Origin of the sequence: Mycobacterium simulans (assembly GCF_900232995.1) — a bacterium.
GTDB lineage: Bacteria > Actinomycetota > Actinomycetes > Mycobacteriales > Mycobacteriaceae > Mycobacterium > Mycobacterium simulans.
Window position 1 is genome coordinate 384,360 of record NZ_OCVX01000004.1, and the last position, 16,349, is coordinate 400,708.

Here is a 16,349-nt window from a genome sequence, read left to right on the forward strand (position 1 = left end):
GGCTAATTCTGGAGTCCCCCAATCGGAGGACAAGCAATTCCACCGATCGATTCCAATTGGAGGATTGTTTTGGCCCCTCAGCAGCCTTAACGTTTTCGTTATGCTCGCAACTCTGGCACCGGACGCCTCGGCCCAGAAAAGTCCATTCAGGCGACTGGTCACCCAGGGTACGTTCTACAGCACCGGGACGCAGCTGAGCAACGGCGCCGTGGTGTTGCCATTCATTTGTGCGCACCAAGGCATTACCTGGGCGGCCGGGCTGATATTTCCGGTGTATGCAATGTGCTCTATCGTTGGGAATTCGATATCGCCAGCAGTCCTGCAGCGCGTGGGCCAGATGCGGCACCTGTTGCTGGCGGGAATTGCGGCGACCATGGCGACGCTGGTTGCGTGGGACGCTGTAATCCCTTGGACCGGTGTGCATGTCGCGTTCGTGTTTCTGCTGACGGCAGGGGTCGCCGGAGTCGTGGTCGGGATTTCCACCGTCGCCTACACCGACATGATCTCGAGCAAGCTACCCCCGTCACGCCGGGGCGAATTGTTCCTCACTCAGGGTGCAGCCGGGTCGGCGCTCGCCACCGGCGTCTCACTGGTGATTGTGCCCATGCTGGCTAACGGCGATCAGATGGCCCATTACCGCGATCTGCTGTGGATGGGCGCCGCGGCGCTGATGGTGTCCGGTATCGCAGCGTTGCTCGTGGGTCCGATGCGGACCGCTTTCACCACCACACGACCGCCGCTGCGGGACATCTACCGGCAGGGCTTCGCGGTGGCGCGGTCCGAGCGGTGGTTTGGCCGGTACGCGGCGACCTATCTGTTGTTCGCTCCGATCTGCATGGGGACCACCTTCTACAGCCTGCGGGCCGCCCAGAGGGTCGGCAGTTTGCACGTGTTGGTGGTCCTGACCAGCATCGGATTGGTCACCGGCTCGCTGTTGTGGCGCAAGGTCTACGGCAGGTTCGGGGTGCGCGGCATGCTGCTGGGCAGTGCGCTGCTCAGCATGGCCGGCGCGGGGTTGTGCATCGTGGCGGAGTTGTGCGGCCAGTGGTACCACATGTGGGCGTACGGCACGGTTTTCTTGCTGGCGACGGTGGCCGCTCAGCCGGTCGTCGCCGCATCGGTTTCGTGGATCAGCGTGTTCGCCGCCGAGCAACACCGGGCTACGCTGATCGGCTTCGGGTCGACGTTGGTCGCGATCATGTCGACACTGGTGGGAGCTGTTCTGGGTGTGATCGCCCAGAAGCACGCAACGGTCTGGCCGGTTGTCATTGTGTTGATACTCTCCGTCGTCGCCGCCGTTGCTGCTCTCCGCGCACCTGGGCCAGCCGCGGAGCCCGCGCGCACCCGATCGTTGCGATTGCAGCGTCGCGAACCAGGTGTGCTCGTGCTCGGAACCATCAACGGCTCCGGTCGCGTCCACCGCGGACAGTTCCGACGTGCTTGGGACAGTTGGCATCCCGAGCCGGTTCGGCCGGTGCCTGCAGCCGCTGTCGCCGTGGTTTCCTAACCCAGCCGCGACATCCAACCGTGGGTGTCGGCAAAGGTACCCCGTTGAATCCCGGTGAGGGTGTCGCGCAAAGCCATTGTCACTTCGCCCGGTTGGCCATCGGCGACAGTGAATTCACAGTCGCCATACTTCACCCGAGCGACTGGGGTGATCACGGCGGCGGTGCCGCACGCGAACACCTCGGTGATTTCACCGGAGGCGGCTTTCTTCTGCCACTCGGCGATATCGATCTTGCGCTCCTCAACCGCAAACCCGGCATCAATTGCCAACTGCAGCAACGAATCCCGCGTAATGCCGGGCAGTAGTGAGCCAGACAGCTCGGGGGTGACCAGGCGCGCCGAGCCGCCGCTGCCGAGCACGAAGAAGATGTTCATCCCGCCCATTTCTTCGACGTAGCGGCGTTCGACGGCATCCAGCCATACCACTTGGTCGCAACCGTTTTCGGCGGCCTCGGCCTGCGCCAGCAGCGAGGCTGCGTAGTTGCCGCCGAACTTGGCCGCACCGGTGCCGCCCGGACTCGCCCGCACGTATTCCGTTGACACCCAGACACTGACCGGACTGATCCCGCCCTTGAAATACGCGCCCGCCGGCGAGGCGATCAGCAGGTAGCGGTACTCCTTGGCCGGTCGCACTCCGAGTCCCGGCTCGGTGGCGAAGATGAACGGCCGCAGATAAAGCGCCTCTTCACCGCCAGCCCGCGGCACCCAGGCGTTGTCGATGGCGATCAGCTGGCATAGGGATTCGATGAAAACCGCGTCCGGCAATTCGGGAATCGCCAGCCGCCGGGCCGACGAACGCAACCTTGCTGCGTTGGCATCGGCGCGAAACGACACAATCGACCCGTCCGCCCAGCGGTAGGCCTTGAGCCCCTCGAACACTTCCTGTGCGTAATGCAGCACGATCGCCGACGGGTCCAGCTCAATCGGTCCGTACGGAATGACCCTTGCGTTGTGCCAACCCTGGCCTCCCACATCCGGCGAGCTGTAGTCGATCGACACCATGTGGTCAGTGTGATATTTGCCAAACCCAGGGTCCTTTAGGATCGCTGCCCGCTCGCCCTCGGTAGCCGGGTTTGCCGCGCGGGAAACCGTGAACTCAAGGGAGCCGCTGGTCATGGGTCGATTGTATATGCGTGTGCGAACGCATTTTTGCCACGTGACCCGGGTCGGTTAGCGCGTTTTCAGCTCCACGAACGGCGGACGCACAACTTCGCACTGCACCGCGCGGCCGCGGACGTCGACGGTGATTTGCTGGCCGTCCTCCACTTCCGCATCGGTGTCGATCAACGCCAGCGCGATGCCGGTCTGCAGGGTCGGCGAAAACGTCCCCGACGTGGTGACTCCGACCTCAACATCCCCAGCGTCGCCGGCACGTACCGTCAGACCGGGCCGCAACACACCGCGGCCAACCATGCGCAAACCACGCAGCAGGCGCCGCGGCCCCGCCTCTTTCTCGGCCAACAGTGCGTCGCGGCCAAAGAAAGCATCCTTCTTCCAGCCGATTGCCCAGCCGCAGCGGGCCTGCAGTGGCGAGATGTCGAGCGAAAGTTCGTGTCCGTGCAGCGGATAGCCCATCTCGGTGCGAAGGGTGTCGCGGGCGCCCGGGCCGGCGGGCTCCCCACCCGCCTCGGACACTGCGGCTACCAACGCGTCGAACACCACCCCCGCCGACTCCCAGGGCGGGAGCAGCTCGTAGCCATGCTCTCCGGTGTAGCCGGTTCGGCAGACGCGCACCGGCACGCCCGAGTACGTTGCATCGGCGTAGCCCATGTAGTCCATGCCCGTTGGCAGTCCCAGTGCGGCGAGCACGTCGGTGGACCGTGGCCCCTGCACCGCGAGCACCGCATAGGAGCGATGCTCGTTGGTGATCGACAGGTCGGCCGGCGCGGCCGCTTGCAACGCGGCGACCACAGCGGCCGTGTTGGCGGCGTTGGGTACCAAGAAGATCTCGTCGTCATCGACGTAGTAGGCGATCAGATCATCAATAACGCCGCCAAATTCGGTGCAGCACAACGTGTATTGCGCCTTACCCGGCCCGATGCGGCTTAGGTCGTTGGTGAGCGCGGAGTTAACGAACTGGGCGGCACCGGGTCCGCGGACCAACGCCTTGCCGAGGTGGCTGACGTCGAACAGGCCGACGGCGTTTCGGGTGGCGTTGTGCTCGCTGACGGTGCCGGCGTATGACACCGGCATCAGCCAGCCGCCGAACTCGGCGAAACTAGCGCCCAGCTCGCGATGACGATCTTCCAATGGCCCCTGTAGCAGATCTGACGCAACGCTCACGGCGTCCCACCCTAATCACTGGGTGCTGGCACACTTTGGTAGGTGTCCGATTCCTTGGATTTCGATGCACTGGAAGCAGCAGGAATCGCTAACCCGCGCGAGCGGGCCGATCTGATCAAGTACCTCGACGACCTTGGTTTCACGCTCGAGGAGATGGCCGAGGCAGAGAGCCGCGGCCGGCTGTTCGGGCTGGCTGGTGACGTCCTGCAATGGTCGGGACGCCCGATCTACACCCTGCAAGCCGCGGCGGACCGACTCGGCTTGTCGGCCGATGACGTTGCACATGCCTGGGCACTGCTGGGCCTGACGGTCGCCGGTCCCGATGTCCCGGTGCTGAGCCAGGCCGACGTTGACGCCCTTGAGACCTGGGTCGCGGTCAAGTCGGTGGTGGGCGAGGACGGCGCGTTCGGCCTGCTGCGGGTCCTGGGCGCCGCCATGGCGCGGCTCGCGGAGGCCGAGTCGACGATGATCCGCGCCGGGACACCGGACATCCAGATGACCTACACCCACGATGAACTCGCCACCGCGCAGGCATACCGCTCGGTCGCCGAGTTCGTGCCGCGCATCGGGGCCCTGATCGACATCGTGCACCGGCATCATCTGACCAGCGCCCGAACCTACTTCGAGGGCGTCATTCAGGACACGTCGGCGCGGGTGAACTGCGGCATCGGCTTTGCCGATCTGTCCGGCTTTACCGCGTTAACCCAAATGCTCACGCCCGCCCAGTTGTCGGACTTGCTTACCGAATTTGGTGCCACCGTTGCAGACGTGGTGCATGCCGACGGCGGCAGGGTGGTGAAGTTCATCGGCGACGCGGTCATGTGGGTCAGCCAGGCACCCGAGCAGTTGGTCCAGGCGGCCGCTGATCTGGTCGATCATCCGCGGGCGCGCGAAGCAGGACTCCAGGTCCGTGCCGGTCTCGCACACGGCACGGTCTTGGCCATCAACGGAGATTACTTCGGTAACCCGGTCAACCTCGCGGCACGCCTCGTGGCGGCCGCGGAGCCAGGGCAGATCCTGGCGGCATCGGAGCTGCATGACAAATTGCCGGACTGGCCCGCGGCCGCGTGTGGCCCATTGTCCCTCAAGGGTTTTGACAGCCCAGTGACCGCGTTCGACCTGCGTACCAGCCGACCCGGAAGCGACGCCACGCGCTGAACCCCCAGCCCGGCCGCGGCCACTCACGCGGCCGGCATCGTCGCCCGACTGGGCCGAATTGTCGGGCTCCTCCTCCGGCCGCTCACGCGGCCGGCAACGTCGCCCGACTGGACCCGACTAGGGTGAGTCCCCGTGACAACCGAACCGGGCTACCGATCCCCCTCCGTCATCCCTTCCGTCAGGGTCGCCACATCGCTGCCAAAGCGCGGCGCCGGTTCATCGGTGTTGCTCGTGCCGGTCGTGTCGACCGGCGAGGACGACAAGCCAGGTGCGGTCGTTGCCTCCGCGGAGCCGTTCCTGCCCGCCGATGCGGTGGCAGAGATCGAGGCCGGCCTGCGGGCGCTGGACGCCACCGGCAGCACTGAACAGGTGCACCGGCTGGTAGTGCCGTCGCTGCCGGTAGCCAACGTGGCGACAATCGGGCTCGGCAAGCCGCGCTACGAGTGGCCAGCCGACACGGTCCGTCGTGCCGCCGGCGTGGCCGCGCGGTCGTTGGGCAGCGCCGAGGCGGTGATCACCACGCTGGCAGAGCTGCCCGGCGAAGGCATCTGTTCTGCCACCGTCGAGGGGTTAATCCTGGGCAGCTACCGGTACAGCGCCTTCCGCAGCGCCAAGACCGCGCCGAAAGACGCCGGGCTGCGCAAAATCACCGTGTTATCGAGCGCCAAAGACGCCAAGCAGCAGAGCGCGCATGCCGAGGCTATCGCGACCGCCGTCGCCGCCGCACGCGACTTGGTCAACACTCCACCGAGTCATCTGTTTCCCGCCGAGTTCGCAAGGCGCGCAAAGGCTTTAGGTGCATCCGCCGGCCTTGAAGTGGAGGTGCTCGACGACAAGGCCCTGCAGAAGGCTGGATATGGCGGAATCATCGGCGTCGGCCAGGGGTCGTCGCGGCCGCCGCGGCTGGTGCGGCTGATCCATTCAGGATCGCGGCTGGCAAAGAACCCGAAAAAGGCTATAAAGGTGGCCCTGGTCGGTAAGGGCATCACCTTCGATACCGGCGGCATCTCGATCAAGCCCGCGGCGTCGATGCACCACATGACCTCCGATATGGGCGGGGCGGCCGCGGTCATCGCGACCGTGGCGCTGGCCGCACGCCGCCAGCTGCCAATCGACGTGATCGCCACGGTGCCGATGGCCGAGAACATGCCCTCGGCGACGGCGCAGCGGCCCGGCGACGTGCTGACGCAGTACGGCGGAACCACGGTCGAGGTGCTCAACACCGACGCAGAGGGCCGGCTCATCTTGGCCGACGCCATCGTTCGGGCCTGCGAGGACAATCCGGACTACCTGATCGAAACTTCGACACTGACCGGAGCGCAGACGGTTGCATTGGGCGCCCGCATACCCGGCGTGATGGGCAGCGACGAGTTTCGCGACCGGGTCGCGGCGATCTCGCAGCGGGTGGGTGAGAACGCGTGGCCGATGCCGCTGCCCGACGAACTCAAGGACGACCTGAAGTCCACCGTGGCCGACCTGGCCAACGTGAGTGGGCAGCGCTTCGCCGGCATGCTGGTGGCCGGGGTGTTCCTGCGGGAATTTGTCGCCGATTCGGTGGACTGGGTGCACATCGACGTTGCCGGGCCGGCGTACAACACCGGCAGCGCGTGGGGCTACACACCCAAGGGGGCCACCGGCGTGCCGACCCGCACCATGTTTGCCGTGCTTGAGGACATCGTCGAGAACGGCTGAGCCGGGCACACGCCGAGTGTCACGCTGAGCTGATGCTGATATGCCAGCGTCACGCCAGCGGGGCGATCGCGGCGGGGGTTTAGCCCCTACATGCAGCGGCTAACCATGCCACTGTGACAATGCGACGGTTAATCATTGCCGTTGGTGCGGTGCTGCTGCTAGCCGGTGTGATCGGACTGTTGGCGCCGGTGTCGGTGCCGAACGACAACGGCGGGACGGTGTCCTGCGGAAACGGGATAGCCACCGATCTTTCCGCGGCCCGGAGCGCCAACGACAAGAGCGGGGCGAACATCCCCATCCTCAAGGAGATCATTCCGCACACCGACTTCGTGGCTCAATGCCAGTCGTCAGTGTCCAGCCGACGAATGTGGACCGTGCCGCTGGTAGTAATCGGAGTCGTCGGGATAGCCAGCGCACTGCTCGTGCGGCGGACTGAAGGTGCGACGACGAGCGCTTGACGTTCAGATCACGCGCATGCGCGCAGTGCTGCGCAACGCCTGCGGCAGTACCCGGGATATGCCGTACAACGCGTAGGCCTCGGGCGCAACCGGCCGAATCGGCTTGTTTTTCTTAACGGCGGACACAATCGCGTCGGCAACCTTGTCCGGACCGTAGTGGCGCAGCCTGAACATTCTGTCGATCTGCCCTTGCCGCCCTTCGACCGTGTCGTCCTTTCCGGCGGGCGCGTCGAAGCGCGTGGTTTGGACGATGTTGGTGTTGATGACGCCGGGGCAGATCGTGGTCAGGCGAACGTCCGCGGCGTCGAGTTCGGCGCGTAAACAGTCAGAGAACATGTATGTCGCCGCCTTGGAGGTGCAGTACGCGCTCAGCGATTGCAGCGGCGCATAAGCCGCCATCGACGACACGTTGACAATGTGCCCGCCGGTTCCGCGCTCGACCAGACGGCGACCAAATGCCCGGCAGCCATTGACCACACCACCAAGGTTGACATCCAACACGCGGTCGAACTGCTCGGCTGGAGTGTCCAGGAAGCCGCCCGCCTGGCCGATGCCCGCGTTGTTGACCACGATGTCGGGGACGCCGTGTTCGGCGCTGATCTGCTCTGCGAACGCCTCAACCGCCTGGCCGTCGGACACGTCCAGCACATACGCGTGCGCGACTCCACCACGGGCGGCGATCTCGGCGGCTGTCTCTTTGACGGTGGCCTCATCGATATCGCTGATGACGACCTCGGCGCCCTCCCTCGCGAAGGCCAGCGCGGTCTCCCGGCCAATGCCGCTGCCTGCGCCGGTGACCGACACCAGCATGTCGCCGAAATATTCACGGGGGCGGCCCACCTGTGCACGCAGCAGGGCGCGGCTTGGCCGGTTGCCTTCGGCCAGATCGGCGAAGTCACGTACCGCAGCCGCCATCACCTGCGGGTGCGACATCGGCGAAAAGTGCCCGGCTTTGATATCGCGCCGCCACAGCCGAGGCACCCAGCGCGCCGTCTCGTCGTACCCGTGGGGCCGCACATATGGATCTTTGGTGTTGACGATCAGCTGCACCGGCACATCGACGATGGACGTACGGCGGTTCCCTGAGAAGGACCGAAAGTAGTTGGCGGGGTAGGTCTTCACCGAGTGAGCGGCATCGCTGGCCAGGTTGTCGGAGTGGTGGATCTGGTCGCTGGGAATGTTGTCGACCATGCTGCGCCGGACGGCAGCGCTGGACAGCGCCACGCGCAGCAGCAGCGGTGTCAGCACCGGTATCGAGAACAGCACCATGTAGCTCAACCGCAGTGCCTGGCTGACCGCCCGGACAAAGGTTCGTGGGCGCCACGGCCGGCGCAGGCCGCCGAAAACATAATTGACCAGCTGATCTTGACTTGGACCTGACACCGAGGTGAACGAGGCGACCCGGTCACTGGCAGCTGGGCGGCTCAGGTACTCCCACACACCCACCGAGCCCCAGTCATGGGCCAGCACATGTACCTTCCCCCCGGGGCTGAGCTCGCCGATGACTGCGTCGAAGTCGTCGGCGAAACGTGCCATGGCGTAGGCTGCGACGGGTTTGGGCGCCGACGACTGGCCGACTCCGCGGTTGTCGTAGCGGATGATGCGAAACCGCTCCGCCAGCAGCGGAACGACGCCGTCCCACAACACATGCGAGTCCGGGAAGCCATGCACCATGACCACCGTCGGGCCGTCCGGATTGCCTTCTTCGTATACCGCGATACGCACGCCGTCCGCGCTGTCGACGAACTGTTGGGGTGCTTGCTGTGTTGCCGGCATCAAACCTCCGCCACGCGCGACTTGCGTCTGCCTTCCAGTTGCCACACCGTAGCAAGGCGGTCCGACCGTCAATTGGCCCTGGCTGGGTGCCGACAAAGGCGCAGTGACAGGATAGTTTCGACGTTGGGTTCCGCACCTGGTTCGCGACGGTGTGGTAAGCCAGAGATCAATTTTGTGCCGACCGACGACCGATCCAGGAGTCAATAGAGATGGCCTTCTCAGTCCAGATGCCGGCACTTGGTGAGAGCGTCACCGAGGGAACTGTCACGCGGTGGCTCAAGCAGGAAGGCGATACGGTCGAACTCGACGAGCCCCTCGTCGAGGTTTCGACCGACAAGGTCGACACCGAAATCCCGTCGCCGGCCGCCGGTGTGCTGACCAAGATCATCGCCCAGGAGGACGACACGGTCGAGGTCGGCGGTGAACTCGCACTGATCGGCGACTCCGCCGATGGCGAAGAAGCCGCCGCGCCACCCCAGCGGGAACCTGAGGCCGCGCCGGCGCCCCCCGCTCAAGCGGAACCGGAGGCGCAACCCGAGCCTGAGCCCGAACCAGAATCGGCGCCGGCCCAAGCGCCTTCCGCGGAACGTCGCGACGCGACGCCGGTGCTGATGCCTGAGCTCGGTGAGTCGGTGACCGAGGGCACGGTGACCCGCTGGCTGAAGAAGGTCGGGGATTCGGTTCAGGTTGACGAGCCCCTGGTGGAGGTGTCCACCGATAAGGTCGACACCGAGATCCCGTCCCCGGTGGCAGGCGTTCTGGTCAGCATCACCGCCGACGAGGACGACGTGGTCCAGGTTGGTGGCGAGCTGGCACGGGTTGGCGCCGATACTGGCGCCGCACCGCCCGCTGCCCCCAAGCCGGAACCAAAGCCAACACCCGAGGCGAAGCCCGAGCCAAAACCCGAACCTGCGGCCCAGGCGACGCCCAAGCCCGAACCCGAACCCACACCCGAGCCTGCGCCGAAGGCCGAGCCGGCGCCGCCTCAGCCGACCGCCGAATCCGAAGGCACCCCGTATGTGACCCCGCTGGTGCGAAAGCTGGCGAGCGAAAACAACATCGACCTCGCCGAAGTCAAGGGCACCGGCGTGGGCGGTCGCATCCGTAAGCAAGACGTGCTCGCTGCAGCCGAACAGAAGAAAACAGCCGCCAAGCCGGCGCCGGCGGCCCAGGCGCCCACCGCTGCGCCGGCGGCAACGGCCGCGCCGCCCGCGCTTGCCCACTTACGGGGCACCACGCAGAAGGCCAGCCGGATCCGCCAGATCACGGCCAACAAGACCCGCGAATCCCTGCTGGCCACGGCGCAACTCACCCAGACGCACGAAGTCGACATGACCAAGATCGTGGCCCTGCGCGCCAAGGCCAAGACCGCGTTCGCCGAACGCGAGGGCGTGAACCTGACCTTCCTGCCGTTCATCGCCAGGGCGGTGATCGACGCCCTCAAGATTCACCCCAACATCAACGCCAGCTACAACGAGGACACCAAGGAGATCACCTACTACGACGCCGAACACCTCGGGTTCGCCGTCGACACCGAGCAGGGCCTGCTCTCCCCCGTCATCCACAACGCCGGTGACTTATCACTGGCCGGCTTGGCCCGCGCAATCGCCGACATCGCTACCCGCGCACGCTCGAGCAACTTGAAACCCGACGAGTTGTCCGGTGGCACCTTCACCATCACCAACATCGGCAGCCAGGGGGCCTTGTTCGATACGCCGATCCTGGTTCCGCCTCAGGCCGCCATGCTGGGCACCGGGGCCATCGTCAAGCGGCCCCGGGTGATCGTCGATAGCAGCGGCAACGAGTCGATTGGGGTCCGCTCGGTCTGCTACCTGCCGTTGACCTATGACCATCGACTTATCGACGGCGCCGACGCCGGACGTTTCCTCACCACCATCAAACATCGGCTCGAAGAGGGAGCGTTCGAGGCCGATCTAGGGCTGTGAACGTGGCCCAAGCCCCCCAAGCCCCCAAGGCCACTGTCGCGATAGCAGGTTCGTCTGGCTTGATCGGCTCCGCTCTGACCGCGGCTTTGCGCGCTGCCGACCACCCGGTATTTCGCATCGTGCGCCGGGCGCCGGCGAATTCCGAAGAACTGCACTGGAATCCCGAGAGCGGCGAGTTCGATCCTGACGTGCTCACCGATGTCGACGTCGTGGTCAACCTGTGTGGCGTCAACATCGGTCAGCGCCGGTGGTCGGGGGCCTTCAAACAAAGCCTGCGAGATAGCCGGATCGCGCCCACCGAAGTGTTGTCCGCCGCCGTCGCCGACGCTGGCGTCGGCGCTCTGATCAATGCCAGCGCGGTCGGCTACTACGGAAACACCAGGGACCGCGTCGTCGACGAAAACAACTCAGCGGGAAAAGGTTTCCTGGCCCAGCTATGTGTGGACTGGGAAGCCGCCACGCTGCCCGCCCAATACGCCGGTACCCGCGTCGTGCTGGCCCGCACCGGGCTGGTGCTGGCCCCCGCGGGAGGTGCGCTGCGCCGGATGCGGCCGCTGTTCTCGGTGGGCCTCGGAGCCCGGCTGGGTAGCGGCCGTCAATACATGTCGTGGATCAGCCTTGAGGACGAGGTTCGGGCACTGCTGTTCGCCATCTCGCATCCCACACTGGCCGGCCCGGTGAACCTGACCGGGCCCGCGCCCGTTACCAACGCCGAATTCACCACCGCATTCGGCCGCGCCGTCAATCGCCCAACCCCGTTGGCGCTGCCCGGTTTCGCGGTACGCGCCGCGCTCGGCGAGTTCGCCGACGAGGGCCTGCTCACCGGTCAGCGTGTCATCCCAGCCGCGCTGGAACGAGCCGGTTTCCAATTCCACCACAACACAATTGGCGAGGCACTCAGCTACGCCACCGCACGACGCCATCAGGATTAGGCGCAACGAACGTCGCACGCTAGCGCGGCCGCGGCAATCCAGCGTCGCACTGGCGTGACGCTCGCCACCAGCCCGGGGCAGGGAGAGCGCCGGGTAGCCTCGTCACCGTGACGGGTTCCATCCGGTCGAGCTCGGCCGCGATCGACGTTCGACAGCTGTCGACGATCGATTACCGCACCGCCTGGCAGCTGCAGCGTGACCTGGCCGAAGCCAGGGTCGCGGGCGGCGCCGACACCTTGCTGCTGTTGGAACACCCTTCCGTCTACACCGCCGGTCGGCGGACGCTGCCGCACGAACGACCCGTGAATGGCGCCCCCGTTGTCGACACCGACCGCGGTGGCAAGATCACCTGGCACGGCCCCGGTCAGCTGGTCGGTTACCCGATCATCGGGCTGGCCGAACCGCTCGACGTGGTGAACTACGTTCGGCGCCTTGAGGAATCATTGATCCAGGTGTGCAGTGATCTGGGCCTGAACGCGGGCCGGATCGACGGACGCTCCGGGGTGTGGGTGCCCGGACGGCCGGCGCGCAAGGTCGCTGCCATCGGTGTCCGGGTATCGCGCGCGACGACGCTGCACGGATTTGCGCTCAACTGCGATTGCGATTTGGACGCGTTCGCCGCGATCGTGCCCTGCGGCATCACCGACGCCGGGGTGACGTCGTTGTCCGCCGCACTCGGACGCAAGGTCGCTGTCGAGGAGGTCCGCCCGGCCGTCGCCGACGCCGTCTGCGAAGCACTGGACGGTGTGCTGCCAGTGAGTGAACATGACGCCGCCCGCGTAGCCTCCGCTTAAACTGGGCGATGTGACTGTCGCTCCCGAAGGCCGGAAGCTTTTGCGCCTGGAAGTGCGCAATGCGCAGACGCCGATCGAGCGCAAGCCGCCGTGGATCAAGACGCGGCTTCGAATGGGACCGGAATACACCGAGCTGAAAAACCTGGTCCGGCGCGAGGGTCTGCACACGGTCTGCGAAGAGGCCGGCTGCCCCAACATCTTCGAATGCTGGGAGGACCGGGAAGCCACCTTCCTCATAGGTGGTGACCAGTGCACCCGCCGTTGCGACTTCTGCCAGATCGACACCGGCAAGCCTGCCGCGTTGGACCGCGACGAGCCGCGACGGGTCGCTGAAAGCGTCCACACGATGGGACTACGCTATGCCACCGTCACCGGCGTGGCCCGTGACGACCTGCCCGACGGCGGAGCGTGGCTGTATGCGGAGACCGTCCGTGCCATCAAAGAGCTCAATCCGCAGACCGGCGTCGAACTGCTAATTCCCGACTTCAACGGCGAGCCCGGCCGGCTTGCGGAGGTCTTCGGTGCCCGCCCGGAAGTACTGGCGCACAACGTCGAAACCGTGCCTCGCATCTTCAAACGGATCCGGCCCGCCTTCACCTACCAGCGCAGCCTCGGTGTCATCACCGCAGCACGCGACTTCGGCCTGGTCACCAAGAGCAACCTCATCCTCGGGCTAGGCGAATCCATTGACGAGGTCCGCACCGCCCTGGCCGATCTGCACACCGCGGGCTGCGACATCGTCACCATCACCCAGTACCTGCGGCCGTCGACGCGCCACCACCCGATTGAGCGTTGGGTGCCGCCCGAGGAGTTCGTCGAGCACGCGCAATACGCCGAAAGCCTGGGCTTCGCAGGAGTGTTGGCTGGGCCGTTGGTGCGATCGTCCTACCGGGCGCGACGGCTTTACGAGCAGGCCCGTACTCGTACGTATTCTTGAACACTATGGCGAAACCCCGAAATGCCGCCGAGAACAAGGCTGCCAAACAACAGGCAAAGGCTGCCCGTAAGGCCGCCGCTCGGCAGCGCCGCAGTCAGTTGTGGCAGGCCTTCACGATCCAGCGCAAGGAGGACAAGCGCCTGCTGCCATACATGATCGGTGCGTTTGTGCTGATCGTGGGCGTGTCGGTGGCGGTGGGTGTGTGGGCCGGAGGGTTCACCATGATCACGATGATCCCGCTGGGCGTGCTGCTCGGGGCGCTGGTGGCGTTCATCATCTTTGGCCGGCGAGCCCAACGATCGGTCTACCGCAAAGCCGAAGGCCAAACCGGCGCAGCGGCCTGGGCCCTCGACAACCTGCGCGGCAAGTGGCGGGTGAGCCCGGGGGTGGCAGCCACCGGCAATTTCGACGCCGTACATCGGGTGATCGGACGGCCCGGCGTCATCCTTGTCGCGGAGGGATCGGCGGCGCGAGTCAAACCGCTGCTGGCCCAAGAGAAGAAGCGCACGGCGCGACTGGTGGGCGACGTGCCGATTTACGACATCATCGTCGGCAACGGCGACGGCGAGGTGCCGCTGGCCAAGTTGGAACGCCATCTCACCCGCCTTCCGGCCAACATCAGCGCCAAGCAAATGGACACCCTGGAGTCGCGCCTGGCCGCACTGGGTTCGCGGGCCGGTGCGGGCGTGATGCCGAAGGGGCCGCTGCCCAGCCAGGGCAAGATGCGCGGCGTACAGCGCACGGTGCGCCGCAAGTAGGAGGCCTTAACGCCGGACGACCGCGGTGCCGGTTAGTCGGTCCTGCAAGCCGCGCAGGTCCGAGTCCGTGAATAAGGGCGGGATTACCAGCCCGATCAGCACGCCACGGACCGCCAGCCGGCCAACTCCCACGGGGACTCGGCCGTCCACCGACGCCACCGCAAGACCCAGCGCCAACTGGCCTGGGGTGAAACCGAACAGGCGCACCGACACCACGCCCAGCACCAGCCAGATGACCAACACCACCGTCGCCAACATTGCCTGGGAGACGACGCCTAGCTCCAAACCCAGCAGGGCAAGGCCGTAGGCGATCAGCCAGTCGATCAGCAGCGCCACAAATCGGCGCCCCATCGGCGCCAGTGAACCTGGTCCGGTCTGCGGTAATCCGAGCGTTTCGCCGGGGTATCCGGGAGCCGATTCAGGCGTCATCGACCGGCTCCGATTGCCCGCAATCCATGAGTCTGGGGCAGCCCGCGTAACCTCGACAACGGACCAGATACGATCTTGCGGGCCATGGCTTCACAATAGGGTTAGGCGTCAGCCCGGGTTCTATCGTGGGCGCCTTGGTCACGTAACTTCTGCGCAACACGGGGTTGACTGACGGGCAACAACGGCTCCATAGCGTCGGCCGCGAATTACCAAGTAAAGGAGCATTCTGTGACGGAATTGACGCCCGACGACGTCTTCAAACTCGCCAAGGACGAGAACGTCGAGTTCGTCGACGTCCGGTTCTGTGACCTGCCCGGCATCATGCAGCACTTCACGATCCCGGCTTCGGCGTTCGACAAGACCGTATTCGACGACGGCCTGGCCTTCGACGGCTCGTCGATTCGCGGATTCCAGTCGATCCACGAGTCCGACATGCTGCTGCTTCCCGACCCGAGCACCGCGCGCATCGACCCCTTCCGCGAGGCCAAGACGCTGAACCTCAACTTCTTCGTGCATGACCCGTTCACGCTCGAGCCGTACTCGCGCGACCCGCGCAACATCGCCCGCAAGGCCGAGAACTACCTGATCAGCACCGGCATCGCCGACACCGCGTACTTCGGTGCCGAGGCCGAGTTCTACATCTTCGACTCGGTCAGCTTCGACTCGCGCGCCAACGGGTCGTTCTACGAGGTGGACGCCATCTCCGGATGGTGGAACACCGGCGCGCCGACCGAGGCCGACGGCAGCCCCAACCGCGGCTACAAGGTCCGCCACAAGGGCGGGTATTTCCCGGTAGCCCCTAACGACCAGTACGTCGACCTGCGCGACAAGATGTTGACCAACCTGATCAATGCCGGCTTCACCCTGGAGAAGGGCCACCACGAGGTGGGCACCGGCGGCCAGGCCGAGATCAACTACAAGTTCAACACGCTGCTGCACGCGGCTGACGACATGCAGCTGTACAAGTACATCGTCAAGAACACCGCGTGGCACAACGGTAAGACCGTCACGTTCATGCCCAAGCCGCTGTTCGGCGACAACGGCTCCGGTATGCACACCCACCAGTCGCTGTGGAAGGACGGCAGCCCACTGATGTACGACGAGACGGGCTATGCCGGTCTGTCGGACACCGCCCGTCACTACATCGGCGGCCTGCTGCACCACGCGCCGTCGCTGCTGGCGTTCACCAACCCGACGGTGAACTCCTACAAGCGGCTCGTTCCCGGCTACGAGGCCCCGATCAACCTGGTGTACAGCCAACGTAACCGCTCGGCGTGCGTGCGTATCCCGATCACCGGCAGCAACCCGAAGGCCAAGCGACTGGAGTTCCGTTGCCCCGACTCGTCGGGCAACCCGTATCTGGCGTTCTCCGCCATGCTGATGGCGGGCCTGGACGGGATCAAGAACAAGATCGAGCCGCAAGCGCCGGTCGACAAGGACCTCTACGAGCTGCCACCGGAGGCGGCCGCGAACATCCCGCAGGCCCCCACCCAGCTGGCCGCGGTCATCGACCGTCTGGAGGCCGACCACGAATACCTCACCGAGGGCGGCGTGTTCACGCCCGACCTGATCGAGACGTGGATCAGCTTCAAGCGCGAGCAGGAGATCGACCCGGTCAACATCCGGCCGCACCCGTACGAGTTCGCGCTGTACTTCGACGTTTAAGCCGGGTCACCGACC

14 protein-coding genes are annotated in these 16,349 nt (G+C 65.6%); 10 read left to right on the plus strand and 4 right to left on the minus strand.

Going from position 1 to position 16,349, the window contains the following annotated elements; translation table 11 throughout:
• The first annotated feature begins 100 nt into the window (after positions 1-100).
• On the plus strand, positions 101-1,507 hold the full coding sequence (locus MSIMFI_RS17870; protein WP_224770302.1) for an MFS transporter: 1,407 nt from the start codon (positions 101-103) through the stop codon (positions 1,505-1,507).
• On the opposite strand, the gene MSIMFI_RS17875 is transcribed toward MSIMFI_RS17870, so the two are convergent.
• Complete coding sequence (locus MSIMFI_RS17875; protein WP_191498459.1) at positions 1,504-2,622, minus strand: branched-chain amino acid aminotransferase; 1,119 nt, start codon at positions 2,620-2,622, stop codon at positions 1,504-1,506. The two genes, MSIMFI_RS17870 and MSIMFI_RS17875, sit on opposite strands and share 4 nt — an antisense overlap.
• A 54-nt stretch (positions 2,623-2,676) precedes the next feature.
• Complete coding sequence (gcvT, locus tag MSIMFI_RS17880; RefSeq protein WP_191498460.1) at positions 2,677-3,789, minus strand: glycine cleavage system aminomethyltransferase GcvT; 1,113 nt, start codon at positions 3,787-3,789, stop codon at positions 2,677-2,679.
• A 42-nt stretch (positions 3,790-3,831) separates the two neighbouring features.
• Between gcvT and MSIMFI_RS17885 the strand changes: the two genes are divergently transcribed.
• The 3 genes from MSIMFI_RS17885 to MSIMFI_RS17895 all read left to right on the plus strand — a co-directional run bounded on the left by MSIMFI_RS17885 (position 3,832) and on the right by MSIMFI_RS17895 (position 7,097).
• Positions 3,832-4,947, plus strand: coding sequence for an adenylate/guanylate cyclase domain-containing protein (locus MSIMFI_RS17885; protein WP_186243647.1), 1,116 nt, complete (start codon positions 3,832-3,834; stop codon positions 4,945-4,947).
• Positions 4,948-5,079: 132 nt separating this feature from the next.
• Complete coding sequence (locus MSIMFI_RS17890) at positions 5,080-6,639, plus strand: leucyl aminopeptidase (protein WP_191498461.1); 1,560 nt, start codon at positions 5,080-5,082, stop codon at positions 6,637-6,639.
• Between the two features lie 113 nt (positions 6,640-6,752).
• A complete protein-coding gene (locus tag MSIMFI_RS17895) occupies positions 6,753-7,097 on the plus strand; it encodes an aminopeptidase (RefSeq protein ID WP_191498462.1) in 345 nt (114 codons plus the stop codon).
• 3 nt (positions 7,098-7,100) lie between these two features.
• On the opposite strand, the gene MSIMFI_RS17900 is transcribed toward MSIMFI_RS17895, so the two are convergent.
• Positions 7,101-8,873, minus strand: a complete 1,773-nt coding sequence (locus MSIMFI_RS17900; RefSeq protein WP_191498463.1) for an SDR family oxidoreductase — start codon at positions 8,871-8,873, stop codon at positions 7,101-7,103.
• A 209-nt stretch (positions 8,874-9,082) separates the two neighbouring features.
• Between MSIMFI_RS17900 and sucB the strand changes: the two genes are divergently transcribed.
• From sucB to MSIMFI_RS17925, 5 genes are all read left to right on the plus strand, one after another.
• Positions 9,083-10,819, plus strand: a complete 1,737-nt coding sequence (gene sucB / locus MSIMFI_RS17905; protein WP_191498464.1) for a 2-oxoglutarate dehydrogenase, E2 component, dihydrolipoamide succinyltransferase — start codon at positions 9,083-9,085, stop codon at positions 10,817-10,819.
• Between the two features lie 2 nt (positions 10,820-10,821).
• Complete coding sequence (locus tag MSIMFI_RS17910) at positions 10,822-11,751, plus strand: TIGR01777 family oxidoreductase (RefSeq protein WP_186243652.1); 930 nt, start codon at positions 10,822-10,824, stop codon at positions 11,749-11,751.
• A 107-nt stretch (positions 11,752-11,858) separates the two neighbouring features.
• Entirely contained in the window at positions 11,859-12,545 is a 687-nt protein-coding gene (lipB, locus tag MSIMFI_RS17915; protein ID WP_191498465.1) for a lipoyl(octanoyl) transferase LipB, read from the plus strand.
• 10 nt (positions 12,546-12,555) lie between these two features.
• Positions 12,556-13,482, plus strand: a complete 927-nt coding sequence (gene lipA / locus MSIMFI_RS17920; RefSeq protein WP_191498466.1) for a lipoyl synthase — start codon at positions 12,556-12,558, stop codon at positions 13,480-13,482.
• Between the two features lie 5 nt (positions 13,483-13,487).
• Complete coding sequence (locus MSIMFI_RS17925) at positions 13,488-14,240, plus strand: DUF4191 domain-containing protein (RefSeq protein WP_191498467.1); 753 nt, start codon at positions 13,488-13,490, stop codon at positions 14,238-14,240.
• A 6-nt stretch (positions 14,241-14,246) separates the two neighbouring features.
• Here the strand turns inward: MSIMFI_RS17925 and MSIMFI_RS17930 are convergent, their stop codons facing one another.
• Positions 14,247-14,669, minus strand: a complete 423-nt coding sequence (locus tag MSIMFI_RS17930; RefSeq protein ID WP_191498468.1) for an RDD family protein — start codon at positions 14,667-14,669, stop codon at positions 14,247-14,249.
• 228 nt (positions 14,670-14,897) lie between these two features.
• Between MSIMFI_RS17930 and glnA the strand changes: the two genes are divergently transcribed.
• On the plus strand, positions 14,898-16,334 hold the full coding sequence (gene glnA, locus MSIMFI_RS17935) for a type I glutamate--ammonia ligase (protein WP_191498469.1): 1,437 nt from the start codon (positions 14,898-14,900) through the stop codon (positions 16,332-16,334).
• Positions 16,335-16,349: the final 15 nt, after the last annotated feature.

Excerpts from the sequence above, each read along its gene's own strand:
- MSIMFI_RS17870 (WP_224770302.1), top strand. The coding sequence starts at position 101 with ATGCTCGCAACTCTGGCACCGGACGCCTCGGCCCAGAAAAGTCCATTC.
- MSIMFI_RS17875 (WP_191498459.1), bottom strand. The coding sequence starts at position 2,622 with ATGACCAGCGGCTCCCTTGAGTTCACGGTTTCCCGCGCGGCAAACCCG.
- MSIMFI_RS17900 (WP_191498463.1), bottom strand. The coding sequence starts at position 8,873 with ATGCCGGCAACACAGCAAGCACCCCAACAGTTCGTCGACAGCGCGGAC.
- sucB (WP_191498464.1), top strand. The coding sequence starts at position 9,083 with ATGGCCTTCTCAGTCCAGATGCCGGCACTTGGTGAGAGCGTCACCGAG.
- MSIMFI_RS17925 (WP_191498467.1), top strand. The coding sequence starts at position 13,488 with ATGGCGAAACCCCGAAATGCCGCCGAGAACAAGGCTGCCAAACAACAG.
- MSIMFI_RS17930 (WP_191498468.1), bottom strand. The coding sequence starts at position 14,669 with ATGACGCCTGAATCGGCTCCCGGATACCCCGGCGAAACGCTCGGATTA.